Consider the following 20,078-nt stretch of genomic DNA (forward strand, 5'->3'; position numbering starts at 1 on the left):
CGGTTTTTTTGCGTCTGGCGGCTATGTTACTATTCCGCCGGATTTGTATTTTTGGAGACAAACATGAAACCAATTTTGCCGGACTACACTCAATCTGGAGTGCTGATTGTTGGCGATGTAATGCTTGATCGTTACTGGTACGGACCAACAGGTCGCATCTCACCAGAAGCACCAGTACCTGTTGTTAAAGTTGAAGACAACGAGGAGCGTCCGGGCGGTGCGGCAAACGTGGCAATGAATATTGCTAGTCTTGGTGGCCATGCCCATCTAGTTGGTTTAACGGGACAAGATGAACCTGCTCAGGTGCTGAGTGAACAATTAACGTCTCTAAAAGTGAAGTGCGACTTCGTTTCACTTCCAGATTTCCCAACAATTACCAAGCTTCGAGTGATGAGCCGTGGTCAGCAGCTTATCCGATTAGATTTTGAAGACAGTTTTGAAAATACTGACGCGCAGTACGTACTGGATCGAATGGAAAAAGCGTTACCAAGCGTGAAATCGGTCATTCTATCTGATTATGCAAAAGGGGCGTTAGAACACGTTCAGCAGTTCATCCAGAAAGCACGTTCAGCCAATGTACCTGTCTTTATCGACCCGAAAGGGGCTGATTTTGAACGCTATCGTGGGGCAACATTACTGACGCCTAACATGACAGAATTTGAGTTAGTTGCTGGCAAAGTTAAAAATGAAGAAGAGCTTGTAGAAAAAGGGCTGGCTCTGATAGAAGAATTTGATTTCGAGGCGCTGCTGGTGACTCGAAGTGAGCATGGCATGACTTTGCTCCGTAAAGGTCAGGAACCTTTCCATCTTCCAACTCAAGCGAAAGAAGTGTTTGATGTCACAGGTGCAGGCGACACGGTTATTTCTGTGCTTGCCGCCTCTGTCGCTGCAGGTAAAGCGATAGATGAAGCTTGTGCGTTAGCTAATGCTGCCGCAGGGGTTGTTGTTGGAAAGCTTGGTACTTCCACACTATCAACCATCGAATTAGCAGAGGCGGTACATGGCAGCCAAGACACCGACTACGGTGTAATTGGTGAGCATGAGCTGATTACAGCGGTTAAACAAGCGCGCGCGAAAGGCGAAAAAGTGGTAATGACCAACGGCTGCTTCGACATTTTGCATGCTGGTCACGTGTCCTATCTTAATCATGCCGCAGAGCTCGGCGACAGGCTAATTGTTGCTGTAAATACAGATGCCTCTGTGAAAGCGTTGAAAGGACCGGGTAGACCCGTTAACTCAACAGATCGCCGAATGGCTGTATTGGCCGGTTTGGGTGCTGTAGATTGGGTTGTGCCATTCAGTGAAGAAACGCCACAGCGTCTGATTTCTGAAGTTCTTCCGAGTTTGTTGGTAAAGGGTGGAGACTACAAACCAGAAGAGATTGCTGGTGGTAAAGAAGTCATTGATGCTGGCGGTGAAGTGCGAGTGTTGAACTTCGAAGATGGATGCTCGACTACTGAGATTATTGAAGCAATCAAAGGTGGGCGTGGTTAAGCACTGACTACTTTTGTTCATGTACAATCAAAAAAACGACGCAAAAGCGTCGTTTTTTATTAGCCTTTCAACGTTTGGTATTGGTTAACTTACAGGTTTAAGCCCAGTGTTAATGTCCAAAACATCTTGCTCATTCAATGTGCCCACGGCTTGACGTAACTGCAGTACACTCAAAATATAGTTATAACGAGCATCAGACAGGTTACGGTTTGCATCGTACAAACGGCGAGTAGAATCCAACACATCGACTATGGTACGAGTACCCACATCAAATCCAGCTTCGGTTGCTTCAAGCGCAGACTGCGCAGAAACCACAGATTGGTTGTACGCACGAATAGCACCGATATTAGCATTGATGTTGTTGTAGTGGGCGCGCACATCTTTTACGACCGTGCGATATGTCTGCTCTAGCCTCTGGCTCGCTTCAACATAGTTTGCTTCCGCTTGTTTAACCAGCGATGTGGTGTTACCACCAGTGTAAAGTGGGACAGACAGATTTACTCCAATATTAAAATCATTGAAACTGCTATCACCCGCACCATTCAAGGTATTGGAGTTGTCCGTATATTTGTAACCACTGTTAAGGGTGAGAGTTGGAAGGTGCCCTGACTCTGCAAGGGAAATATCGTTTTTGGCAATATCACGTTTGATACGTGTTGCTAACAATGACAGGTTTTCTTGCTGTGCTTTCTCTATCAAAGATTCTGTTGTAGATTCAGGTCGGCTAGCAGCAAAGCGCCGAGTATCGAGAGTGGCTAGCTTCTGGTGTTCTTCACCTGTAATTTCACGTAAAGCTTCATAGCTATTCGCTAATGCATTTTCCTGCAATACTTCAGACGCCAGTACACTGTCGTATTGTGCTTGTGCATCGTGTACATCTGTTATTGCAGATAAACCGACTTCAAATCGCTGTTTAGTTTGCTCCAACTGGCGAGCAACCGCTGCTTTTTCGGCGCGTACAAAGTCGAGGCTGTCTTGAGCTCGCAATACCTCGAAATACGCAGTTGCAACACGCAATATCAGACCTTGTTGCTCTGCGGCATAGGCCGAATCAACTTGTCGAGCAGACTTTTCCGCTTTATCTAGGTTTATCCAACTGTTACGGTTATACAGTTCTTGCTTTAAGCCTACACCAGCTGTCAGTGTATTGCCTTCGCGATCACTTTTACTACTTTGTTGAATGTTGTAACCTGCCGTTAGATCAATTTGAGGAAGCAAAGTACTGCGAGAGCTATTCACGGCTTCAAATGCTGCTTCGCGTTGTGCGGCGGCGCTCAGTAATTGAGGATCGTTTTGTTTTGCTAAATCGTAAATTTCAGCTAGGTTATCTGCCCAGGCTGCATTACTGCCCAGTGCAGCGGTAATCAATAGTGGAAGCAGCTTTTTCATTTTGCCTTTCCTGCCTTGTAATATAAAAATTGAAGCCATGCGAGTGTAACGCAACTCGCTTGATTTTTATGCCTATCTTTGCATTTTTAGCAATTTATCGCTGAGATGCACAGCAAATAAATTATTCATTTAAATATTTTTGCAATCATTATCAAAAAAGTTGAGCGCAATCATTGGAGATATCAGGATACAATGATTAGAATTCTCATCTCCGGAGACACGCAATGCAGCAATCAGACAACAAACATCAACAGTTTACTCCACAAGATGTAAAAATCATCTCAAGAAAATCGCTTTATCGAGGCTTTTTCTCGATGGTGAAATACACATTCCAGCACAAATTGTTTGCTGGTGGTTGGAGTAACCCCGTTGAACGCGAAATGTTTGAAAGAGGTCATGCCGCCGCGATGCTGCCCTATGACCCTATCGAAGACAAAGTTGTTTTGATTGAGCAAATTCGAGTTGGGGCGCTTGAACATAATAGCCCATGGCAACTCGAAATTGTGGCTGGCGTAATCGACACTGATGAATCTTCTGAGGAAGTTGTCCGCCGCGAAGCCGTTGAAGAGGCCGGAGTTGAAATTGGGGAAATCGAAACCATAACGAGTTATTACCCCTCTTCAGGAGGTTGTTCTGAAAAGTTGGATGTTTTCATTGGTCAGGTAGCGGCATCAAGCGCTAAGGGCATTCATGGCTTAGACTATGAAGATGAGGACATAAAAGTGCATGTGATGAGTCGCCAAGAAGCTTATCAGCTTGTTAGGGACGGAATTATTGAGAATGGTGCCTCAATAATTGCACTGCAATGGTTGGAATTGCATCATGAAGAACTAAAATCTCGATGGAAGTAAAGAATGTTGAATAAGCCATATCATGTTGATCTTGCAGCTCTCATGAGAGTCTACGAGACCAATTACGCCAAATTGAATGCATTACTGCCAGGGCAGCCCAATGTCGGCGATGTGCGCTCCTATCAGGTAGCGTCAATGGCTTATCAGTTGGAAGTGAGTGAAGTGACCAAATACACCACGCTCATTGATGTGTGTCAGTGTGATGAACAACCCGTTTTTCCACTTCCAAAGATGACAGTAAGACTTTATCACGATGCTCGTGTTGCAGAAGTGTGTGCAAGCGAGCAGATTTCTCGTGTCTTTGCTCGTTATGATTACCCCAATACAAAAATGGTGCAAAAGGATGAAAAGTTTCAACTTAACCAATTTTTAGGTGAGTGGCTTACATTCTGTCTTAAGAACGGTATTAGCCGTAGCCCCATTTATTAAGCACCAACGTTACCAAAAGCCAACGTTACCAAAAATAGTGTAGAGAGATTTAGCCAGGTTTTATTTTGAAATTGTCCTTAGATTCAAATCGCGATATCAGACTATTGCAGATTACTGACACTCATTTGTTTGAACCTGAAGACGGGTGCTTGTTGAGTGTTAACACCCAAGATAGTTTTCATGCTGTTGTAAATACGGTTATTTCTCGGAAGCTGGAATTCGAAGCCATTCTGGCAACAGGTGATATTTCGCAAGATCATACAGCAGCTTCTTATCAGAAATTTGGAGAAGGCATTGCTCCGTTAAAGAAGCCATGTTTTTGGTTACCCGGCAATCACGATTTCAAACCGGGTATGCACAGTATTTTTCCGTCTACGCAAATTAAGACAACTTCGCATGTGGTGCTTAATAACAAGTGGCAGATCATTTTACTGGATAGCCAAGTTGAGGGGGTTCCTCATGGGCGACTGAGTCAAGAACAGCTAGATTTACTTGAATCTAAACTGACTGAGTTTCCTGAGCACCGTACCGTTGTTCTTCTGCATCACCATCCAGTATTGGTAGGCAGCCACTGGCTTGATCAGCACACTTTAAAAGATGCCGATGACTTTTGGTCAGTGTTGAGTCATCACCAAAATGTAGAAGCTGTACTTTGTGGACATGTTCACCAAGACTTTGATGTTATGTATCAGGGAGTAAGAGTAGTGGCGACACCTTCAACCTGTGTGCAATTTAAACCAAACTCCGATGATTTTGCGTTAGATAATGAATCACCAGGTTGGCGTATGCTCACTCTTACTCGAGAGGGGGAACTAAAACTGGAAGTCGGACGGCTGTCCGATGGTGAGTTTCTCCCCGATTTTTCTGCTGGAGGCTACTAATTTGAGTGAAAATAAGCCCTCATTGTTGCTGTATATACATGGGTTTAACAGTTCCCCTCAGTCGCACAAAGCGAATGTAATACTAGAGTGGTGCAGTGAAAACCGACCAGACATCAAAGTTATCGCACCACAGCTTCCTTGCTATCCACAACTCGCCGCCGAGTTTCTACTAGAAACGGTAAAAAAATATCAGACAGATTATCAAATAGGGTTGATTGGCAGTTCTCTAGGCGGATATTTATCGACTTGGCTAAATGCGCATTTTGGTTTTAGAGCGGTTCTGGTGAACCCAGCAGTGAAACCTTATGAATTGCTTGCAGATTACTTAGGGAAGCAAGTTAACCCCTATACTCAAGAAGAATATGTGCTAGAAGAAAAGCATATGGCTGAGCTTAAGGCTCTCGATGTAGACACAATTAAACATCCACAAGATTTCTGGTTACTTCAACAAGAAGGTGACGAAGTATTGGATTATCGGCAAGCTGTGACACGATATAAAGACGCAAAACACACGGTCGAGAAAGGTGGAGACCACAGTTTTGTTGGCTTTGAAAGATATCCTCAACAAATTATTGAGTTCTTAAGAATTTAACGCAGTAGTCTAAAAATTCAAACACGGAGGGGCAGATAACCCAAGTTGGGATGGGGTCATAATTTTGAGGTTTACTTACCTTGGTCTCTTGACATCCCCTTGTCTGTTCCAGAGTATGTTCCATCATAGTTTTATCATTGTGCTTTTGATGTCTTTTTCTACAACTAGGCGCAACTTTCCACAATGTCACCAAAAAACTTAACAATCACGCATCAAAGTGCTGATTGCATTCTAATCATTTGAGTATTAATCCGTATTATGACTGAACAATATAATGCGAAAGACCTGTCTGTTCTTGAAGGTCTCGACCCAGTACGACACCGTCCAGGTATGTATACCGAAACTGAGCGTCCAAACCATCTTGCACAAGAGGTTATCGATAACTCAGTCGACGAAGCACTTGCTGGGCATGCAAAGAAGATAAAAGTCATTCTGCATAGCGACCAATCACTAGAAGTGATCGATGATGGTCGAGGTATGCCCGTCGACATTCACCCTGAGAAAGGCATTTCGGGTGTGGAACTTATAATGACCAAGCTCCATGCTGGCGGTAAGTTTTCCAACGACAACTATAAATTTTCTGGTGGATTACACGGCGTAGGTATTTCCGTCGTTAACGCCCTATCCAAACGTGTTGAAGTAACAGTCAAACGTGATGGTCAGGTGCATGAAATTGCATTCGAGGGCGGCACGACAGTCAGTGATTTAACTGTGACGGGTACTTGTGGACATCGCAATACAGGAACCTCCGTTCACTTCTGGCCTGACGCCAAGTATTTTGATAGCGCCAAATTCTCTGTTATTAGGTTGATCAATAACCTGCGTGCGAAAGCGGTGTTATGCCCTGGGCTAGAAATCACATTTAGCGATAAGGTAAATAACGAAGAACATAAATGGTTCTATGAAGATGGTCTAAAAGACTACCTTGCCGAAGGTGTGAAAGGCTATACCGTTCTTCCAGAAGAGCCTTATATCGGCGACTTTTCTGCTGAAACGGAAATGGCGACATGGGCCGTGATTTGGCAGCCTGAAGGCGGCGAAATGATCACAGAGAGCTACGTGAACTTGGTTCCCACCAAGCAGGGTGGTACTCACGTTAATGGCCTTCGCCAAGGTCTTTTGGATGCCATGCGTGAATTCTGTGAGTTCCGAAACTTATTACCACGCGGTATCAAACTGACGGGGGATGACGTATTTGACCGCTGTTCTTATGTTCTGTCGATTAAAATGCAAGACCCTCAATTTGCTGGTCAAACCAAAGAGCGCCTATCTTCTCGTCAAACCGCGGCATTTGTCTCAGGTGTCGTGAAAGATGCCTTTAGCCTGTGGTTAAATGAAAAGCCGCAATTGGCCGAGCAACTAGCGGAAGTGTGTATTGCTAATGCGCACCGCCGTATGCGAGCGAGCAAAAAAGTCGTACGTAAGAAAATTGCGTCAGGTCCAGCGCTCCCAGGTAAGTTAACCGATTGTTCCGTTCAAGATTTAAGCCGTACTGAAATCTTCTTCGTGGAAGGGGATTCTGCAGGTGGTAGTGCGAAACAAGCTCGAGATCGCGAGTTTCAAGCTGTGATGCCACTTCGCGGTAAAATACTGAATACATGGGAAGTGTCTGCAGATCAGGTATTGGCTTCTCAAGAAGTACACGACATTTCAGTTGCTTTAGGTATTGATCCGGATAACGACAACCTAGACGGTCTGCGTTACGGTAAAATTTGTATTCTTGCGGATGCGGACTCTGATGGTCTTCATATCGCAACGCTTTTATGTGCCCTGTTTACTCGCCACTTCCGTGCGTTAGTAGAAGCTGGTCATATTTACGTTGCAATGCCTCCTTTGTATCGAATCGACTGTGGTAAAGAAGTTTTCTACGCCTTAGACGATGACGAAAAAGAAGGGGTATTGGAGCGCCTTTCTAAGAAGAAAGCCAAAATCAACGTTCAGCGATTTAAAGGTTTGGGTGAAATGAACCCACTCCAGCTGCGTGAAACAACCATGGATCCCAATACGCGTCGCTTGGTTCAATTAACCATAGATGACAGCGATGCAACCATGGAAATGATGGATATGTTGCTTGGCAAGAAACGTGCGGATGACCGCCGTACTTGGTTACAAAGCAACGGTGATTTGGCTGAGGTTTAATAGATGTCGACAGAAATAACATATGATGGCGTTGAACAGCTGCCAATGCGCAGGTTTACTGAAGACGCGTATCTGAATTACTCAATGTACGTCATCATGGATCGTGCCCTGCCTTACATAGGCGATGGCTTAAAACCGGTTCAGCGACGTATTATTTATGCTATGTCGGAGCTCGGTTTATCCGCAGCATCTAAATACAAAAAATCGGCTCGTACTGTGGGTGACGTGTTGGGTAAGTATCACCCTCACGGCGATTCTGCATGTTATGAAGCTATGGTATTGATGGCACAGCCTTTCTCCTATCGTTACCCATTGGTTGATGGCCAGGGAAACTGGGGGGCACCGGACGATCCGAAATCCTTCGCTGCAATGCGATATACCGAAGCCAAACTGTCTAAATTTGCCGAAGTATTACTTGGAGAATTAGGGCAGGGAACCGTTGAATGGCAACCAAACTTTGATGGCACCATGAAAGAGCCACAAATGTTGCCAGCAAGGCTGCCACATATTCTTCTAAACGGCGTAACCGGTATTGCGGTTGGTATGGCGACAGACATCCCACCACATAATGTACGTGAAGTTGCCGATGCTACGATAAAGCTGATTGATAATCCTAAACTGGAACTTGAAGACATAATGCAGCATGTCCAAGGTCCGGATTATCCGACAGAGGCGGAGATCATTTCTCCAAAAGCTGAAATCGAGAAGATATACCGCAGTGGTCGCGGTAGCATTAAAATGCGCGCGGTGTGGAACAAAGAGAATGGCGAGATCGTTATTACCTCTTTACCTCACCAAGTCTCTGGCGCTAAATTGCTGGAACAGATCGCTAGTCAGATGCGAGCGAAGAAGCTACCAATGGTTGACGATCTTCGTGATGAATCTGATCACGAAAACCCAACACGTATTGTTATTGTTCCAAGATCAAACCGAGTGGACAGTGATCAACTGATGAATCATTTGTTTGCTTCCACGGATCTGGAAAAAAGCTATCGCGTTAACTTAAACATGATTGGCTTGGATAATCGCCCGCAAGTGAAAGGGCTGGTGATGATCCTGAAAGAGTGGATTGAATTTCGCCGGGAAACGGTTCGTCGCAGGCTGCAGTATCGTTTAGACAAAGTGTTGGCGCGTCTGCACATCTTGGAAGGTTTGTTGATCGCGTACCTAAACCTTGATGAAGTGATCGAAATCATTCGAACAGAAGATGATCCTAAAGCCGTGCTGATGTCTCGCTTTAGTATCTCTGAAATTCAAGCTGATGCGATCCTCGATACGAAACTTCGTAATCTTGCCAAGCTGGAAGAGATGAAGATCCGTGGAGAGCAGGAAGAATTAGAAAAAGAGCGTGAGAAACTGGAGCAGTTGCTTGGCTCTGAGCGTCGCTTGAATACTTTGATTAAAAAAGAGATCAAAGCGGATGCCGAAAAATATGGCGACGATCGTCGCTCGCCAATTGTTGAGCGAGCAGAAGCGAAAGCGTTGACTGAACGAGATCTAATGCCGAGTGAACCAATCACCGTAGTTCTATCAGAAAAAGGCTGGATACGTCATGCAAAAGGTCATGATGTCGACTCAGAGAGTTTGAACTATAAATCTGGTGACAAATATCTCGCTCATGCTCGTGGTAAGAGTAATCAACAAGCAGTTTTTCTGGGTACAGATGGTCGCAGCTATTCGCTCGAATCCCACTCATTGCCTTCGGCGCGGAGCCAAGGTGAGCCCATCACAGGTCGCTTAAACATTACCGCGGGTACAACGATCAGTCAGGTGATTATGGGCGAAGAAGAACAGCTTTGGCTTGTTGGTTCAGATGCGGGTTATGGGTTTGTCTGTAAAGGCACTGATTTACTTTCCAAAAACCGCAGCGGTAAGGCGTTGGTCAATCTTCCTCAAAACTCTGAGGTGATGACGCCAAGCGCTATTTCTGATTTAGACAATGACGAGATACTCGCGATTACCAATCAAGGTCGAATGCTAATATTTGCTATTAAAGATCTCCCTCAGCTGAGTAAAGGTAAAGGGAATAAGATCATTAATATCCCATCAGCGAAAGCCAAAGAGCGTGAAGAAACGGTTTCTCACTTAATGGCTCTTCCTAGTGGTGTCTCTATTACTTTGTACGCTGGCAAGCGTAAACTTGGTTTGAAACCTGCTGACTTGGATAACTTCCGAGGAGAGCGAGGTCGAAGAGGTAGTTTGTTACCGCGAGGCTTGCAGCGCGTGACTCGAATAGAAATTGAGAGTAGCACGCAGTTATCTGCCTCTGAATCGGACAGTGAATAGTAAAAACCCCCTAGTTTAGCTAGGGGGTTTTTGTTTGGTGTTAATTGAGCAATACATGTGAATGGAGCAAGATAGCAAAGGGAAGTTTTTTAACCTTGTGGGTCATCACCTACAAGTACATTGAGTTTTACTTTCTCGCCTTTACGAAGAACGGTCATCTCTACTTCTGCACCAGGGCGAAGACCCGTTACAATTTCAAGAACCCCTTCTTTTCCATTAACCTTTGCACCGCCAATTTCAAGTATGATGTCTTTTACTCGAATGCCCGCGTCTTCTGCTGGACCTCCTACATCCACACTCATCACGATGATGCCTCCTACGTATTCAGCTCCAAGTATTCTTGATGAGATGGAAGTGATGTCTTGACCACTAATACCGATGTAACCACGAATAACACGACCATCAGCAATGATTTTTTCCATTACCCTATCCGCTAAAAAGTACGGTATAGCAAATGAAATTCCATAGGTATTTGTGTTTGTTGCCTGCTGGAATGAAGCCGTATTGATACCAACTAACTCACCTTTCGTGTTAACCAAAGCACCGCCTGAGTTACCTTTATTGATTGCCGCGTCGGTTTGTATAAATGGTTGACGACCATCTGCGCTAATGGCAAAGCGCTCAATCGCAGAAATGATACCAAAAGTGGTAGTTTGACCTAAGTTATACGGGTTACCTATTGCGAGTACGACGTCACCGACTTTTTCTTGATAGTTTGGGTTCAGAGGGATAACAGGTAGATTTGCTCCTTCAATACGCAAAACAGCAATATCTGTTCTACGGTCTTTGCCGACCAATTGAGCCGAGAAATATCGACCATCTTGTAATGCTACCGTTATTTCCGCAGCCTGAGCGATGACGTGGTAGTTTGTTATGATGTAGCCTTTTTTACTTACAATGACACCAGAACCCAGATCTTGTTTAATTCCAGCTCTGTCACCATCATTTGGCTTACTGGTATAAATGTTGACGACAGCAGGGCTTGCTCTACGTACAGCATGACTGAACGATACCTGAAGATCTTCTATATTAGTCGGCGTGTCATCTATTGTTGCTTCTACCGCAGCTGTTCGCAGTGATGGCAATACGGCAAGAAGTAAACCTGCGGTAAGGAGCCCTATGAATGAAGAGCGTAAAAGGGTCTTCCACATACTATCCTCAGAGTGGGTATAAAGGGGAAAACCCCATAAGAATTTGATTTATATTGAGAGAGAAAGCATAGCACTGATTAGCCAACGTATGCCAGTACTGGCTATGTCAGCTGTGTGTTAGCCCAGATAGAGTTTTTAAGTCGGCAGGTATAAAAAAAGGAAGCAGTTATTTGCTTCCTTTTTAGAAATGTTGTTCGTGAAATGACAATAAGTGCTAACTTAATATCAATAATTTCATTAACAACAAGTGCTTATATAACAGTGATGCTTATCTAACAACAAGGTAAATTGTTCTTTCGCCTCGTTGGATGTTCAGTGCGAGTACATTTGGTTTGTTTTCCAAAATGGCTCTCAATTGTCCAAGATTTTTAACACGAGTACGGTTAACACCTATGATGATATCTCCTTCCTTAAGCTGATAAGCATCGGCTGGAGAGCCTTTCTCAACACTGGTGACTTTCACGCCAGACAGTGCATCGTTGTTGTCTGTGTTTGAAAGTTCCGCCCCAGCAAGCCCTTCATGCAGCTTGTCTGCCCGCGTCTTATTGTCACCGGCTTCTTGCAGAGTCGCGTCGAATGTTTTGTTTTTACCGTCTCGAATAACGCCAATGGTGATTTCTTTACCGGCACCTAGCGTCGCTATTTTCGCCCGAAGTTCTCCGAACGTGCTAATGGACTTGCCGTTTAATGAAACAATAACGTCACCCGCTTCCAGCCCCGCTTCATCTGCCGCACTTTCAGGCACAACCTGGCTTACGAATGCACCTTTATTTGATTCGTAACCAAGGGCTTCAGCGAGCTCAGATGTGATTTCACTTCCTTGAACGCCAAGTAAGCCTCGTTTGACTTGACCAAACTCCAGTATTTGCTGTGTCAGGTTTTTCATCATATTGGCAGGAATCGCGAATCCAATCCCGACATTACCGCCATTTGGCCCAAGAATCGCAGTGTTTATGCCGATTAGTTCACCATTTAGGTTCACCAATGCTCCACCGGAGTTACCGCTATTAATCGCGGCATCGGTTTGAATGAAGTTTTCGAAATTCTGTACGTTTAAGCCAGAACGCCCAAGCGCAGACACTATTCCTGAAGTAACAGTTTGGCCCAAACCAAACGGGTTACCTATTGCGACGGTAAAATCACCAACACGCAATTTGTCGGAATCCGCCAATACGATTTGGGTTAGGTTGTCTGACTTTTCTAACTTGAGCAATGCCACATCCGACATTTCATCACCACCGATGAGCTCTGCATCGTATTCGCGACCATCGTGTAGTTGAACGCGGATTTCGTCAGCGCCTTTAATTACGTGGTAGTTGGTGACAATGTGTCCTTTTTCGGCGTCAATGACGACACCAGAACCGAGCCCGCGAAACGGACGCTCTTGCACTTGTTCGGCAGGAAAGTCTGGGCCAAAAAAGAATCGGAATGCTTCTGGAACACGTTGAGTGGCAACGTGCTTGCCTTCGACGGCTATACTTACAACCGCAGGGGTTACTTTTTCAAGCATAGGTGCAAGGCTAGGTAACTGTTCACCGCTAACCGCTACTGGTAATGCCGCAGTAGCGGGCAGTGGCGCGATGATTGAACTTAAGCTTAATGTTAATGCACTTAAAACAAGCAAAGGTTTTTTCATCATAAGGCTCCTCTTTGATAGGTGAAGATTATGACTCAGTAACCTACATAAAGTTCAATCATCCATTTTTCAAGTCATGATACTTTTTGTACCTAGACCGTTTTTTGTATAAAGATAGCTTTTTGCATCAAGACAGTTTTGGAGCTGGTTCATCGGTAGGTGTATTGATAACTTCTTTCTCTTGGTCTTTCAGCAAACCCGTTGCACCATGCGCATAATCTTTAGGTGCTTCTTGACCGCTATCTTTAGAAATTATTTCTTCTTCAGTATGTTGGGCTATCTTTTTTACAAATGGATTATCTTGTTCGGGAACGTTAGGCAGTAATTCCGTCGACGTTTTCGCCATATGCTGATAAAGCTTTGTGTAGTCTTTTCCAAGCACATCTAACATTTCTGCTGTTTGAGCGAAGTGATCTGCAAGTTCTTGTCTTTGCTGCTCTAATTCGAACTTGGATTTCTCTAATTCTTTTTGAATGGATTTTTGCTTATTTGCATCCGGTGTCATCAGTTTTGCCAGAAAATAACCGGCAACTAACCCGATCACAATCCCAATGACAATATACATCCCAGGCATAAATGCTCCTTTATCATCGTTACAGTAAGCTGTGTTTGGCTGAATTTTGGGGAATTCAATTGCAGAGACCAAATCACCTTTAAGGCTTGATTTGTTATTGGTGTGTTACACAGCCGAAGGGGCATGGTACTATGAGTTCAGAGTACGATAAAGAGAAAGCGTCTTATACTGAGAACAAAAAAACGACATGTCTCAACTCTTTCAAGTCGCTATAATCGTAATAGTATCAACACGACTAATGAACAATAATAAACGTAGTTTCCAATGACGCCTAAGCTTAAATATCAAGAAGATATAGAAAACAACGGATTTTCGGTTGACCTTGCTCAGCAACGTGCTGTTGAAAAATTAGACAACTTATATCACCGATTTCAAGACTATTTAAATACTCCTATCGAACCACTTTCTACCTGGCAAAAATTGATGGGGAAGAAGCCTCAAAAACCTGAGCCACCAAATGGTTTATATTTTTGGGGCGGTGTAGGGCGTGGGAAAACTTATCTAATGGATACGTTTTTTGATGCGTTGCCCACTGATAAGAAACTTAGGGTTCATTTTCACCGCTTTATGTATCGGGTGCATGATGAACTGAAAGCATTGGGTGAAGTTGCGGATCCTCTAGAGAAAGTGGCTGATGTATTAAAGTCTGAAGCTGACATCATTTGTTTTGACGAGTTTTTTGTATCGGATATTACCGATGCGATGATATTGGGTACCTTGATGCAGGCGTTGTTTGCCAGAAATGTTGTTCTAGTAGCAACATCTAACATTCCGCCACAAGATTTGTACCGAAATGGATTGCAAAGGGCTCGTTTTTTACCGGCTATCGCGCTAATCGAAAAGCATTGTGATGTACTTAATGTCGACAGCGGTATTGATTACCGCCTTAGAACCCTTGAACAAGCTGAAATTTTCCATTTTCCGTTGGACGAAGATGCCACCATCAATTTGAATCGATATTATCGTCAACTGGTTGGTGAAAGTCATCAATACGTTACTCAAATAGAAGTGAATCATCGAATAATTGATGTCATTAACGTTCATGATGACGTACTGATGGCAACGTTCGGGCAGCTGTGTGAATCGATGAGAAGTCAAAATGATTACATTGAGATGTCTCGTGAATATCACACTGTATTGCTAGGTGACGTGAAGCAAATGGGGAAAAATAATGATGATGCTGCAAGACGATTTATAGCGTTAGTCGATGAATTTTATGAAAGGAATGTAAAACTCATTATTTCTTCAGAAGTGGCCTTGGAAGAACTCTACACAGAAGGGCATTTGAACTTCGAATTTAAGCGCTGTCAGTCGCGTCTAATTGAAATGCAAAGTCATGATTATTTGGCTAAAGAACACTTACCTTAGTATCAGAAAAACGTACAATTAGCCTATTCACTTCCCAAAGAGGAAAAAAATGATCTTTTTAGAGAAAAAAAGGTGATTTTTTCCTCACTCTTCTCTATAATTCTGCGACCTACCGTTACTGCGAGCCTCTGGCTACACATGATAAGTAGCTATGCCGAGAGTTTCCAACACTCGAAGGGGTGATGAATGGGGCTTTCAGACAGTGGGGACAAGTAATTGTTCCTTAAGTGTAAATTTTTTAATAGGTAATTATTAGCATGAAAACTTTCGTTGCTAAACCAGAAACTGTAAAACGCGACTGGTACGTTGTAGATGCAGAAGGTAAAACTCTGGGTCGTATTGCAAGTGAAATTGCATCTCGCCTACGCGGCAAGCATAAAGCAGAATACACTCCTCACGTAGACACTGGTGATTACATCATCGTTGTTAACGCTGAGAAAGTTGCTGTTACTGGTAACAAAGCTAAAGGTAAAGTGTACTACCGTCACTCTGAGTTCCCAGGTGGTCTAAAATCTATCACTTTTGAAAAGTTGATCGATCGTAAACCTGAAATGGCTATCGAACTTGCGGTTAAAGGCATGCTACCACGTGGTCCTCTTGGCCGTGCTATGTACCGTAAGCTGAAAGTTTACGCTGGCGCTGAGCACAACCATGCTGCTCAACAACCACAAGTACTAGACATCTAATCGGGGATTATGAAAATGGCAGAGAATCAATACTACGGCACTGGTCGTCGCAAAAGCTCAGCAGCCCGTGTTTTCATCAAACCAGGCAGCGGTGAAATTGTAATCAACAAGCGTAGCCTTGATGTTTACTTTGGTCGTGAAACTTCTCGTATGGTTGTTCGTCAGCCACTTGAGCTAGTTGAATTGACTGAGAAGCTAGACCTATACATCACTGTTTCTGGTGGTGGTATTTCTGGTCAAGCTGGCGCTATCCGTCACGGCATCACTCGTGCTCTTATGGAGTACGATGAGTCTCTACGTCCTGCGCTACGTGCAGCTGGTTACGTTACTCGTGACGCTCGTTGCGTTGAACGTAAGAAAGTTGGTCTACGTAAAGCACGTCGTCGTCCACAGTTCTCTAAGCGTTAATCTTTCTCTATTCAGAAAGTTACCGCTCCAGTTTTACTGGATTGTGGCACCAAAAGCTCGGTATTTATACCGGGCTTTTTGTTTATTTCCCTCCTGAAAATTCTTTGTAACTCTTTCTTCTTACTTTACATTTTTTAAATATCCCTATCTTTTGTGATGTAATCGCCACTTTCACTCACATTTGTTACAAAAAAGTAGTATTACCTTGTCAAAAAGTAGGGTTTTATTTATCATTTCTTAAGCAAATAAGTATAAAAAACGCGTAATTTTTAGCCATGCTCTTTTGGAAGTCGAAAAAATAATAAGACACTGGGAGCAAATGGGAGAATGTTGGATGAGCAATGCGCCTATAAATAACGGACGTCGGCGCTTCCTAACAGCCACAACTGCAGTTGTGGGTGCTGTGGGAAGTATCGCCGTCGCCGTTCCTTTTATCAAATCTTGGAACCCTAGCGCCAAAGCTAAGGCCGCCGGAGCCCCTGTTGAAGTTGAAATCGGGAAACTGGAAGAAGGTCAAATGGTTCGTGTTGAATGGCGAGGCAAACCTGTTTGGGTGGTTCGTCGTTCAAATTCCATAGTTGAAGAACTCAAGGAGCTGGACGGGCAGCTTCGTGATCCGGCTTCATCAGAGGAGCAGCAACCTGCTTATGCACAAAATGCTTACCGGTCTATCAAGCCTGAGTATTTCGTAGCAGTAGGTATATGTACTCATTTGGGCTGTTCTCCAACTTACCTGCCGGATAGCTTTGCCGAACAAGTGCAAGGAGTTAAGTCTGGATTCTTTTGTCCATGTCATGGTTCTAAGTTTGATATGGCAGGACGAGTATTCCAAGGGGTTCCAGCTCCTTTAAACTTGGTTGTTCCCAAGCATACATACTTGACCGACTCTAAGATTCTTATCGGAGTTGATGAAGGAGGGGAAGCCTAATGCAAGCGATACTTGATTGGGTAGAAAAACGCCTACCCGCGATGAATGCTTATAAAAAGCACCTTTCAGAATACCCAATGCCAAAGAACTTCAATTTCTGGTATCTTTTCGGTTCTTTAGCAATGTTGGTTTTGGTTAATCAGATCTTAACGGGTATCTGGTTGACAATGAACTACGTACCGTCTGGTGATGGTGCATTTGCTTCCATTGAATACATAATGCGAGATGTTGAGTATGGTTGGCTTCTTCGCTACATGCATTCAACAGGCGCGTCTGCATTTTTTGTCGTAGTTTACCTCCACATGTTCCGTGGGCTAATTTACGGCTCTTACCAAAAGCCTCGTGAGTTACTGTGGATCTTTGGTATGTTGATCTTCCTCGTACTTATGGCTGAAGCCTTTATGGGATACCTACTCCCTTGGGGGCAGATGTCGTATTGGGGTGCGCAGGTAATTATTTCGCTATTTGGTGCGATCCCTGTAATCGGAGATGACTTAACTCTTTGGATTCGTGGTGACTATGTTATTTCTGGTGCGACGCTTAACCGTTTCTTTGCACTTCACGTCATAGCATTGCCAATCGTATTGCTACTGCTTGTTGTTTTGCATATTTTAGCCCTGCATGAAGTCGGCTCTAATAACCCTGATGGTATCGAAACCAAGCTACCGAAAGGCAGTATGGGTGACGACTACAAAACGCAATTCAAATTCCACGATTATTACAGCAAAAAATACGACATTATTGATTCGGTACCTTTCCATCCGTATGGAACCGTTAAAGATTTAGTCGGTGTTGCTGGGTTCTTATTCCTATTCTGCTACGTATTGTTCTTTAATCCAGAAATGGGAGGCTACTTCCTTGAGCCACCTAACTTTGAAGCAGCAAACCCGCTGAAAACACCAGAGCATATTGCGCCAGTTTGGTACTTCACACCTTTCTACGCCATATTACGTGCTGTACCTGATAAGTTGTTAGGTGTGGTTGCTATGGGGGCTTCGATTGTTGTGTTGTTCCTACTACCATGGCTTGATCGCTGTAAAGTACGTTCTTATCGTTATCGCAGCAAGTTCCATTTATTCAACATCATTCAATTCACCATCTGTTTTATCGCGTTGGGTGTTTTAGGTGCTTTACCTGCGACACCAACCTATACGCTTATGGCGCAGATATTTAGTTTGGGTTATTTCATGTTCTTTGTGTTTCTGTACTTCTACAGTAAAAATGAAGCCACGAAACCATTACCAGAGAGGGTGACATTCAAATGAAAAAGTGGATTGTAATGCTTTTTGCTTTGATGCCGTCTTTGGTGATGGCTGCTGGTGCGAACGTACCACTAGACAAAGCGAACAACGATTTAAGCGATGAGGCTTCTCTGCAAAATGGTGCGAAGCTATTTATGAACTATTGCTTTGGCTGTCACTCAGCGCAGTATCAGCGTTATGAACGTGTAGCTACTGATCTTAATATTCCTCTCGATCTTATGAAGGAACATTTGATTTTTGATCCGGAAGTTAAAATTGGTTCTTTAATGGAAAACTCGATTCCAGATAAGCAAGCAGGAAACTGGTTTGGTGCGCCACCACCTGATCTGACTTTAGTCGCACGAGTTCGTGGAGCGGATTGGCTATACACCTACCTTCGTTCTTTCTATGCTGATCCATCACGTCCTTTTGGTGTGAACAACGTTGTATTCCCAAGCGTTGGTATGCCACATGTACTTGAAGAGTTGCAAGGTGTGCCAACTGCTGTGTATGAAACACATACTGTAAATGGTGAAGAGAAACAGGTGATTGCCCGAATTGAAACGGATGGTCGCGGAGAGCTCAGCCCAACGGAATACGACGATGCAGTTAGGGATTTAGTGAATTTCTTGGAGTACTCTGGTGACCCTGTCAAACTTGAGCGTCATGTCATGGGCTGGTGGGCTATGGCATTCCTCGTTCTCTTGACTATAGTGGTAATATTCCTCAAGAAAGAGTATTGGCGTGATGTTCACTAATCGTGCTATAATACATCGCTAATTTTTCTACAATGGAGGCAATCGGTCTCCATTGTTTTTTTTATTTTCAAGTGTGCTGGAGGGCTCAATGGCTGTAGCTGCCAATAAACGTTCCGTGATGACTCTATTTTCTAGTGCTTCTGATATGTACAGCCACCAGGTTCGTATTGTTCTGGCTGAGAAAGGGGTGAGTTTCGAAGTTGAACTGGTTGAAGAAGCAAACTTACCAAGTGAGCTTATCGAACTAAACCCTTATAAGACGGTGCCAACTTTGGTCGACCGTGAACTAGCACTATATAACTCCAAGATTATTATGGAGTATCTGGATGAGCGTTTTCCGCACCCACCATTGATGCCAGTCTACCCTGTTGCCCGTGGTAACAGCCGTTTGATGATGTTCCGAATTGAGAACAACTGGTATTCGTTGGCAGAGAAGGTACAGAAAGGGAACGCTGAAGAAGCAGAATCTGCTCGCACTAAATTGCGTAACGATCTACTTACTCTTGCTCCAGTTTTTGCAGAATACGAATACTTCATGAGTGAAGAATTCAGCTTGATCGATTGCTACTTGGCTCCGCTTCTATGGCGTTTGCCTACGTTAGGTATCGATTTAATTGGACCTGGTTCGAAAGAACTTAAGATTTACATGAATCGCGTGTTTGAGCGTGATTCTTTCTTGGCTTCTTTAACAGAAGCTGAGCGTGAAATGCGTTTGGTTCGTTAATGGATATAGAGAAAATGACACCGCGCCGCCCTTATTTGGTACGCGCGTTTTATGAGTGGTTGGTTGATAATGACTTAACCCCGCATTTGGTTGTTGATGCAACGTTGTCTGGTGTACGAGTTCCTCAAGAGTTTATTCAGGATGGTCAAATCATTTTGAATATTGCCCCGCGCGCAGTGGGTAACTTGGAAATGAGCAACGATGCGATTACTTTCAACGCTCGATTTGGCGGTAAACCTCATTCTGTCATCGCACCCCTTTACGCTGTGCATGCGATATATGCTCGTGAAAATGGTGCAGGAACTATGTTTGAACCTGAAGAAGGTTACATAGACGCAGAGGAAGGCATTGTTGAGGAAGACTCTGAAGATATCGGGTTCGATGTTGTCGACAGCATTGCGGAATCCGAACAAGCTGAGTCTCCATCGGATAATACTTCACCTGAGAGACCGAAAGGTCGACCTAGTTTAAGGGTCGTCAAATAGTTACTGGGTTCCTATTCTCTAATCGGATAATACAAAAAAGCAGCGAATTTTCGCTGCT

The 20,078-nt window shown here is 43.9% G+C and carries 19 protein-coding genes; 15 read left to right on the forward strand and 4 right to left on the reverse strand.

Annotated features, from left to right (window positions below):
* Window positions 1–63 precede the first annotated feature (63 nt).
* Window positions 64–1,494, forward strand: coding sequence for a bifunctional D-glycero-beta-D-manno-heptose-7-phosphate kinase/D-glycero-beta-D-manno-heptose 1-phosphate adenylyltransferase HldE (hldE, locus tag Q8W40_RS16580; protein ID WP_305398790.1), 1,431 nt, complete (start codon window positions 64–66; stop codon window positions 1,492–1,494).
* Between the two features lie 84 nt (window positions 1,495–1,578).
* Here the strand turns inward: hldE and tolC are convergent, their stop codons facing one another.
* Window positions 1,579–2,883, reverse strand: a complete 1,305-nt coding sequence (tolC, locus tag Q8W40_RS16585) for an outer membrane channel protein TolC (protein WP_305398791.1) — start codon at window positions 2,881–2,883, stop codon at window positions 1,579–1,581.
* A gap of 224 nt (window positions 2,884–3,107) precedes the next feature.
* Between tolC and nudF the strand changes: the two genes are divergently transcribed.
* The 6 genes from nudF to parC all read left to right on the forward strand — a co-directional run bounded on the left by nudF (window position 3,108) and on the right by parC (window position 10,061).
* Window positions 3,108–3,734 carry an ADP-ribose diphosphatase gene (nudF, locus tag Q8W40_RS16590; RefSeq protein ID WP_305398793.1) on the forward strand — a complete coding sequence of 209 codons (627 nt, stop codon included), beginning with the start codon at window positions 3,108–3,110 and terminating at the stop codon, window positions 3,732–3,734.
* Window positions 3,735–3,737: 3 nt separating this feature from the next.
* Entirely contained in the window at window positions 3,738–4,163 is a 426-nt protein-coding gene (locus Q8W40_RS16595) for a DUF1249 family protein (RefSeq protein WP_101112449.1), read from the forward strand.
* 65 nt (window positions 4,164–4,228) lie between these two features.
* Window positions 4,229–5,044 carry a 3',5'-cyclic-AMP phosphodiesterase gene (cpdA, locus tag Q8W40_RS16600; RefSeq protein ID WP_305398795.1) on the forward strand — a complete coding sequence of 272 codons (816 nt, stop codon included), beginning with the start codon at window positions 4,229–4,231 and terminating at the stop codon, window positions 5,042–5,044.
* Between the two features lies 1 nt (window position 5,045).
* On the forward strand, window positions 5,046–5,636 hold the full coding sequence (yqiA, locus tag Q8W40_RS16605; RefSeq protein WP_305398797.1) for an esterase YqiA: 591 nt from the start codon (window positions 5,046–5,048) through the stop codon (window positions 5,634–5,636).
* A 258-nt stretch (window positions 5,637–5,894) separates the two neighbouring features.
* Entirely contained in the window at window positions 5,895–7,775 is a 1,881-nt protein-coding gene (gene parE, locus Q8W40_RS16610) for a DNA topoisomerase IV subunit B (protein ID WP_126607490.1), read from the forward strand.
* Between the two features lie 3 nt (window positions 7,776–7,778).
* Window positions 7,779–10,061, forward strand: coding sequence for a DNA topoisomerase IV subunit A (gene parC, locus Q8W40_RS16615; RefSeq protein ID WP_305398799.1), 2,283 nt, complete (start codon window positions 7,779–7,781; stop codon window positions 10,059–10,061).
* A gap of 89 nt (window positions 10,062–10,150) precedes the next feature.
* On the opposite strand, the gene degS is transcribed toward parC, so the two are convergent.
* From degS to zapG, 3 genes are all read right to left on the reverse strand, one after another.
* Window positions 10,151–11,212 (reverse strand): outer membrane-stress sensor serine endopeptidase DegS, encoded by a 1,062-nt coding sequence (gene degS, locus Q8W40_RS16620; RefSeq protein WP_101112444.1) that lies wholly within the window; start codon window positions 11,210–11,212, stop codon window positions 10,151–10,153.
* A gap of 268 nt (window positions 11,213–11,480) precedes the next feature.
* On the reverse strand, window positions 11,481–12,848 hold the full coding sequence (locus Q8W40_RS16625) for a Do family serine endopeptidase (RefSeq protein WP_305398968.1): 1,368 nt from the start codon (window positions 12,846–12,848) through the stop codon (window positions 11,481–11,483).
* A 127-nt stretch (window positions 12,849–12,975) separates the two neighbouring features.
* Entirely contained in the window at window positions 12,976–13,422 is a 447-nt protein-coding gene (gene zapG, locus Q8W40_RS16630) for a Z-ring associated protein ZapG (RefSeq protein ID WP_305398801.1), read from the reverse strand.
* 264 nt (window positions 13,423–13,686) lie between these two features.
* Here zapG and zapE point away from each other — a divergent pair, with 264 nt between their 5' ends.
* The 8 genes from zapE (at window position 13,687) to sspB (ending at window position 20,020) form a co-directional block, all read left to right on the forward strand.
* Entirely contained in the window at window positions 13,687–14,790 is a 1,104-nt protein-coding gene (gene zapE / locus Q8W40_RS16635) for a cell division protein ZapE (protein ID WP_305398802.1), read from the forward strand.
* A 257-nt stretch (window positions 14,791–15,047) separates the two neighbouring features.
* Window positions 15,048–15,476, forward strand: a complete 429-nt coding sequence (gene rplM, locus Q8W40_RS16640; protein ID WP_101112440.1) for a 50S ribosomal protein L13 — start codon at window positions 15,048–15,050, stop codon at window positions 15,474–15,476.
* A 15-nt stretch (window positions 15,477–15,491) separates the two neighbouring features.
* A complete protein-coding gene (gene rpsI / locus Q8W40_RS16645; RefSeq protein ID WP_101112439.1) occupies window positions 15,492–15,884 on the forward strand; it encodes a 30S ribosomal protein S9 in 393 nt (130 codons plus the stop codon).
* Window positions 15,885–16,218: 334 nt separating this feature from the next.
* Complete coding sequence (gene petA / locus Q8W40_RS16650; protein ID WP_305398805.1) at window positions 16,219–16,812, forward strand: ubiquinol-cytochrome c reductase iron-sulfur subunit; 594 nt, start codon at window positions 16,219–16,221, stop codon at window positions 16,810–16,812.
* Window positions 16,812–18,077, forward strand: a complete 1,266-nt coding sequence (locus tag Q8W40_RS16655) for a cytochrome b (protein WP_305398806.1) — start codon at window positions 16,812–16,814, stop codon at window positions 18,075–18,077. The genes petA and Q8W40_RS16655 overlap by 1 nt, the downstream gene beginning before the upstream one ends.
* Window positions 18,074–18,811: a cytochrome c1 gene (locus Q8W40_RS16660; protein ID WP_305398808.1), complete on the forward strand. Its 738-nt coding sequence runs from the start codon at window positions 18,074–18,076 to the stop codon at window positions 18,809–18,811. Before Q8W40_RS16655 ends, Q8W40_RS16660 begins: the two co-directional genes overlap by 4 nt.
* Window positions 18,812–18,899: 88 nt before the next feature.
* Window positions 18,900–19,535 carry a stringent starvation protein SspA gene (gene sspA, locus Q8W40_RS16665; protein WP_305398810.1) on the forward strand — a complete coding sequence of 212 codons (636 nt, stop codon included), beginning with the start codon at window positions 18,900–18,902 and terminating at the stop codon, window positions 19,533–19,535.
* On the forward strand, window positions 19,535–20,020 hold the full coding sequence (gene sspB / locus Q8W40_RS16670; protein WP_305398812.1) for a ClpXP protease specificity-enhancing factor: 486 nt from the start codon (window positions 19,535–19,537) through the stop codon (window positions 20,018–20,020). The genes sspA and sspB overlap by 1 nt, the downstream gene beginning before the upstream one ends.
* Window positions 20,021–20,078 lie beyond the last annotated feature (58 nt).

This window comes from Vibrio penaeicida, assembly GCF_030689305.1.
Taxonomy (GTDB): domain Bacteria; phylum Pseudomonadota; class Gammaproteobacteria; order Enterobacterales; family Vibrionaceae; genus Vibrio; species Vibrio penaeicida_B.

Bases quoted from the DNA above. Each gene is read 5' to 3' on its own strand.
- hldE (WP_305398790.1), top strand. From the start codon at position 64: ATGAAACCAATTTTGCCGGACTACACTCAATCTGGAGTGCTGATTGTT.
- Q8W40_RS16660 (WP_305398808.1), top strand. From the start codon at position 18,074: ATGAAAAAGTGGATTGTAATGCTTTTTGCTTTGATGCCGTCTTTGGTG.
- Q8W40_RS16625 (WP_305398968.1), bottom strand. From the start codon at position 12,848: ATGAAAAAACCTTTGCTTGTTTTAAGTGCATTAACATTAAGCTTAAGT.
- degS (WP_101112444.1), bottom strand. From the start codon at position 11,212: ATGTGGAAGACCCTTTTACGCTCTTCATTCATAGGGCTCCTTACCGCA.
- rplM (WP_101112440.1), top strand. From the start codon at position 15,048: ATGAAAACTTTCGTTGCTAAACCAGAAACTGTAAAACGCGACTGGTAC.
- sspB (WP_305398812.1), top strand. From the start codon at position 19,535: ATGGATATAGAGAAAATGACACCGCGCCGCCCTTATTTGGTACGCGCG.
- tolC (WP_305398791.1), bottom strand. From the start codon at position 2,883: ATGAAAAAGCTGCTTCCACTATTGATTACCGCTGCACTGGGCAGTAAT.
- parE (WP_126607490.1), top strand. From the start codon at position 5,895: ATGACTGAACAATATAATGCGAAAGACCTGTCTGTTCTTGAAGGTCTC.
- Q8W40_RS16655 (WP_305398806.1), top strand. From the start codon at position 16,812: ATGCAAGCGATACTTGATTGGGTAGAAAAACGCCTACCCGCGATGAAT.
- zapE (WP_305398802.1), top strand. From the start codon at position 13,687: ATGACGCCTAAGCTTAAATATCAAGAAGATATAGAAAACAACGGATTT.
- zapG (WP_305398801.1), bottom strand. From the start codon at position 13,422: ATGCCTGGGATGTATATTGTCATTGGGATTGTGATCGGGTTAGTTGCC.
- nudF (WP_305398793.1), top strand. From the start codon at position 3,108: ATGCAGCAATCAGACAACAAACATCAACAGTTTACTCCACAAGATGTA.
- parC (WP_305398799.1), top strand. From the start codon at position 7,779: ATGTCGACAGAAATAACATATGATGGCGTTGAACAGCTGCCAATGCGC.
- sspA (WP_305398810.1), top strand. From the start codon at position 18,900: ATGGCTGTAGCTGCCAATAAACGTTCCGTGATGACTCTATTTTCTAGT.
- rpsI (WP_101112439.1), top strand. From the start codon at position 15,492: ATGGCAGAGAATCAATACTACGGCACTGGTCGTCGCAAAAGCTCAGCA.
- Q8W40_RS16595 (WP_101112449.1), top strand. From the start codon at position 3,738: ATGTTGAATAAGCCATATCATGTTGATCTTGCAGCTCTCATGAGAGTC.
- petA (WP_305398805.1), top strand. From the start codon at position 16,219: ATGAGCAATGCGCCTATAAATAACGGACGTCGGCGCTTCCTAACAGCC.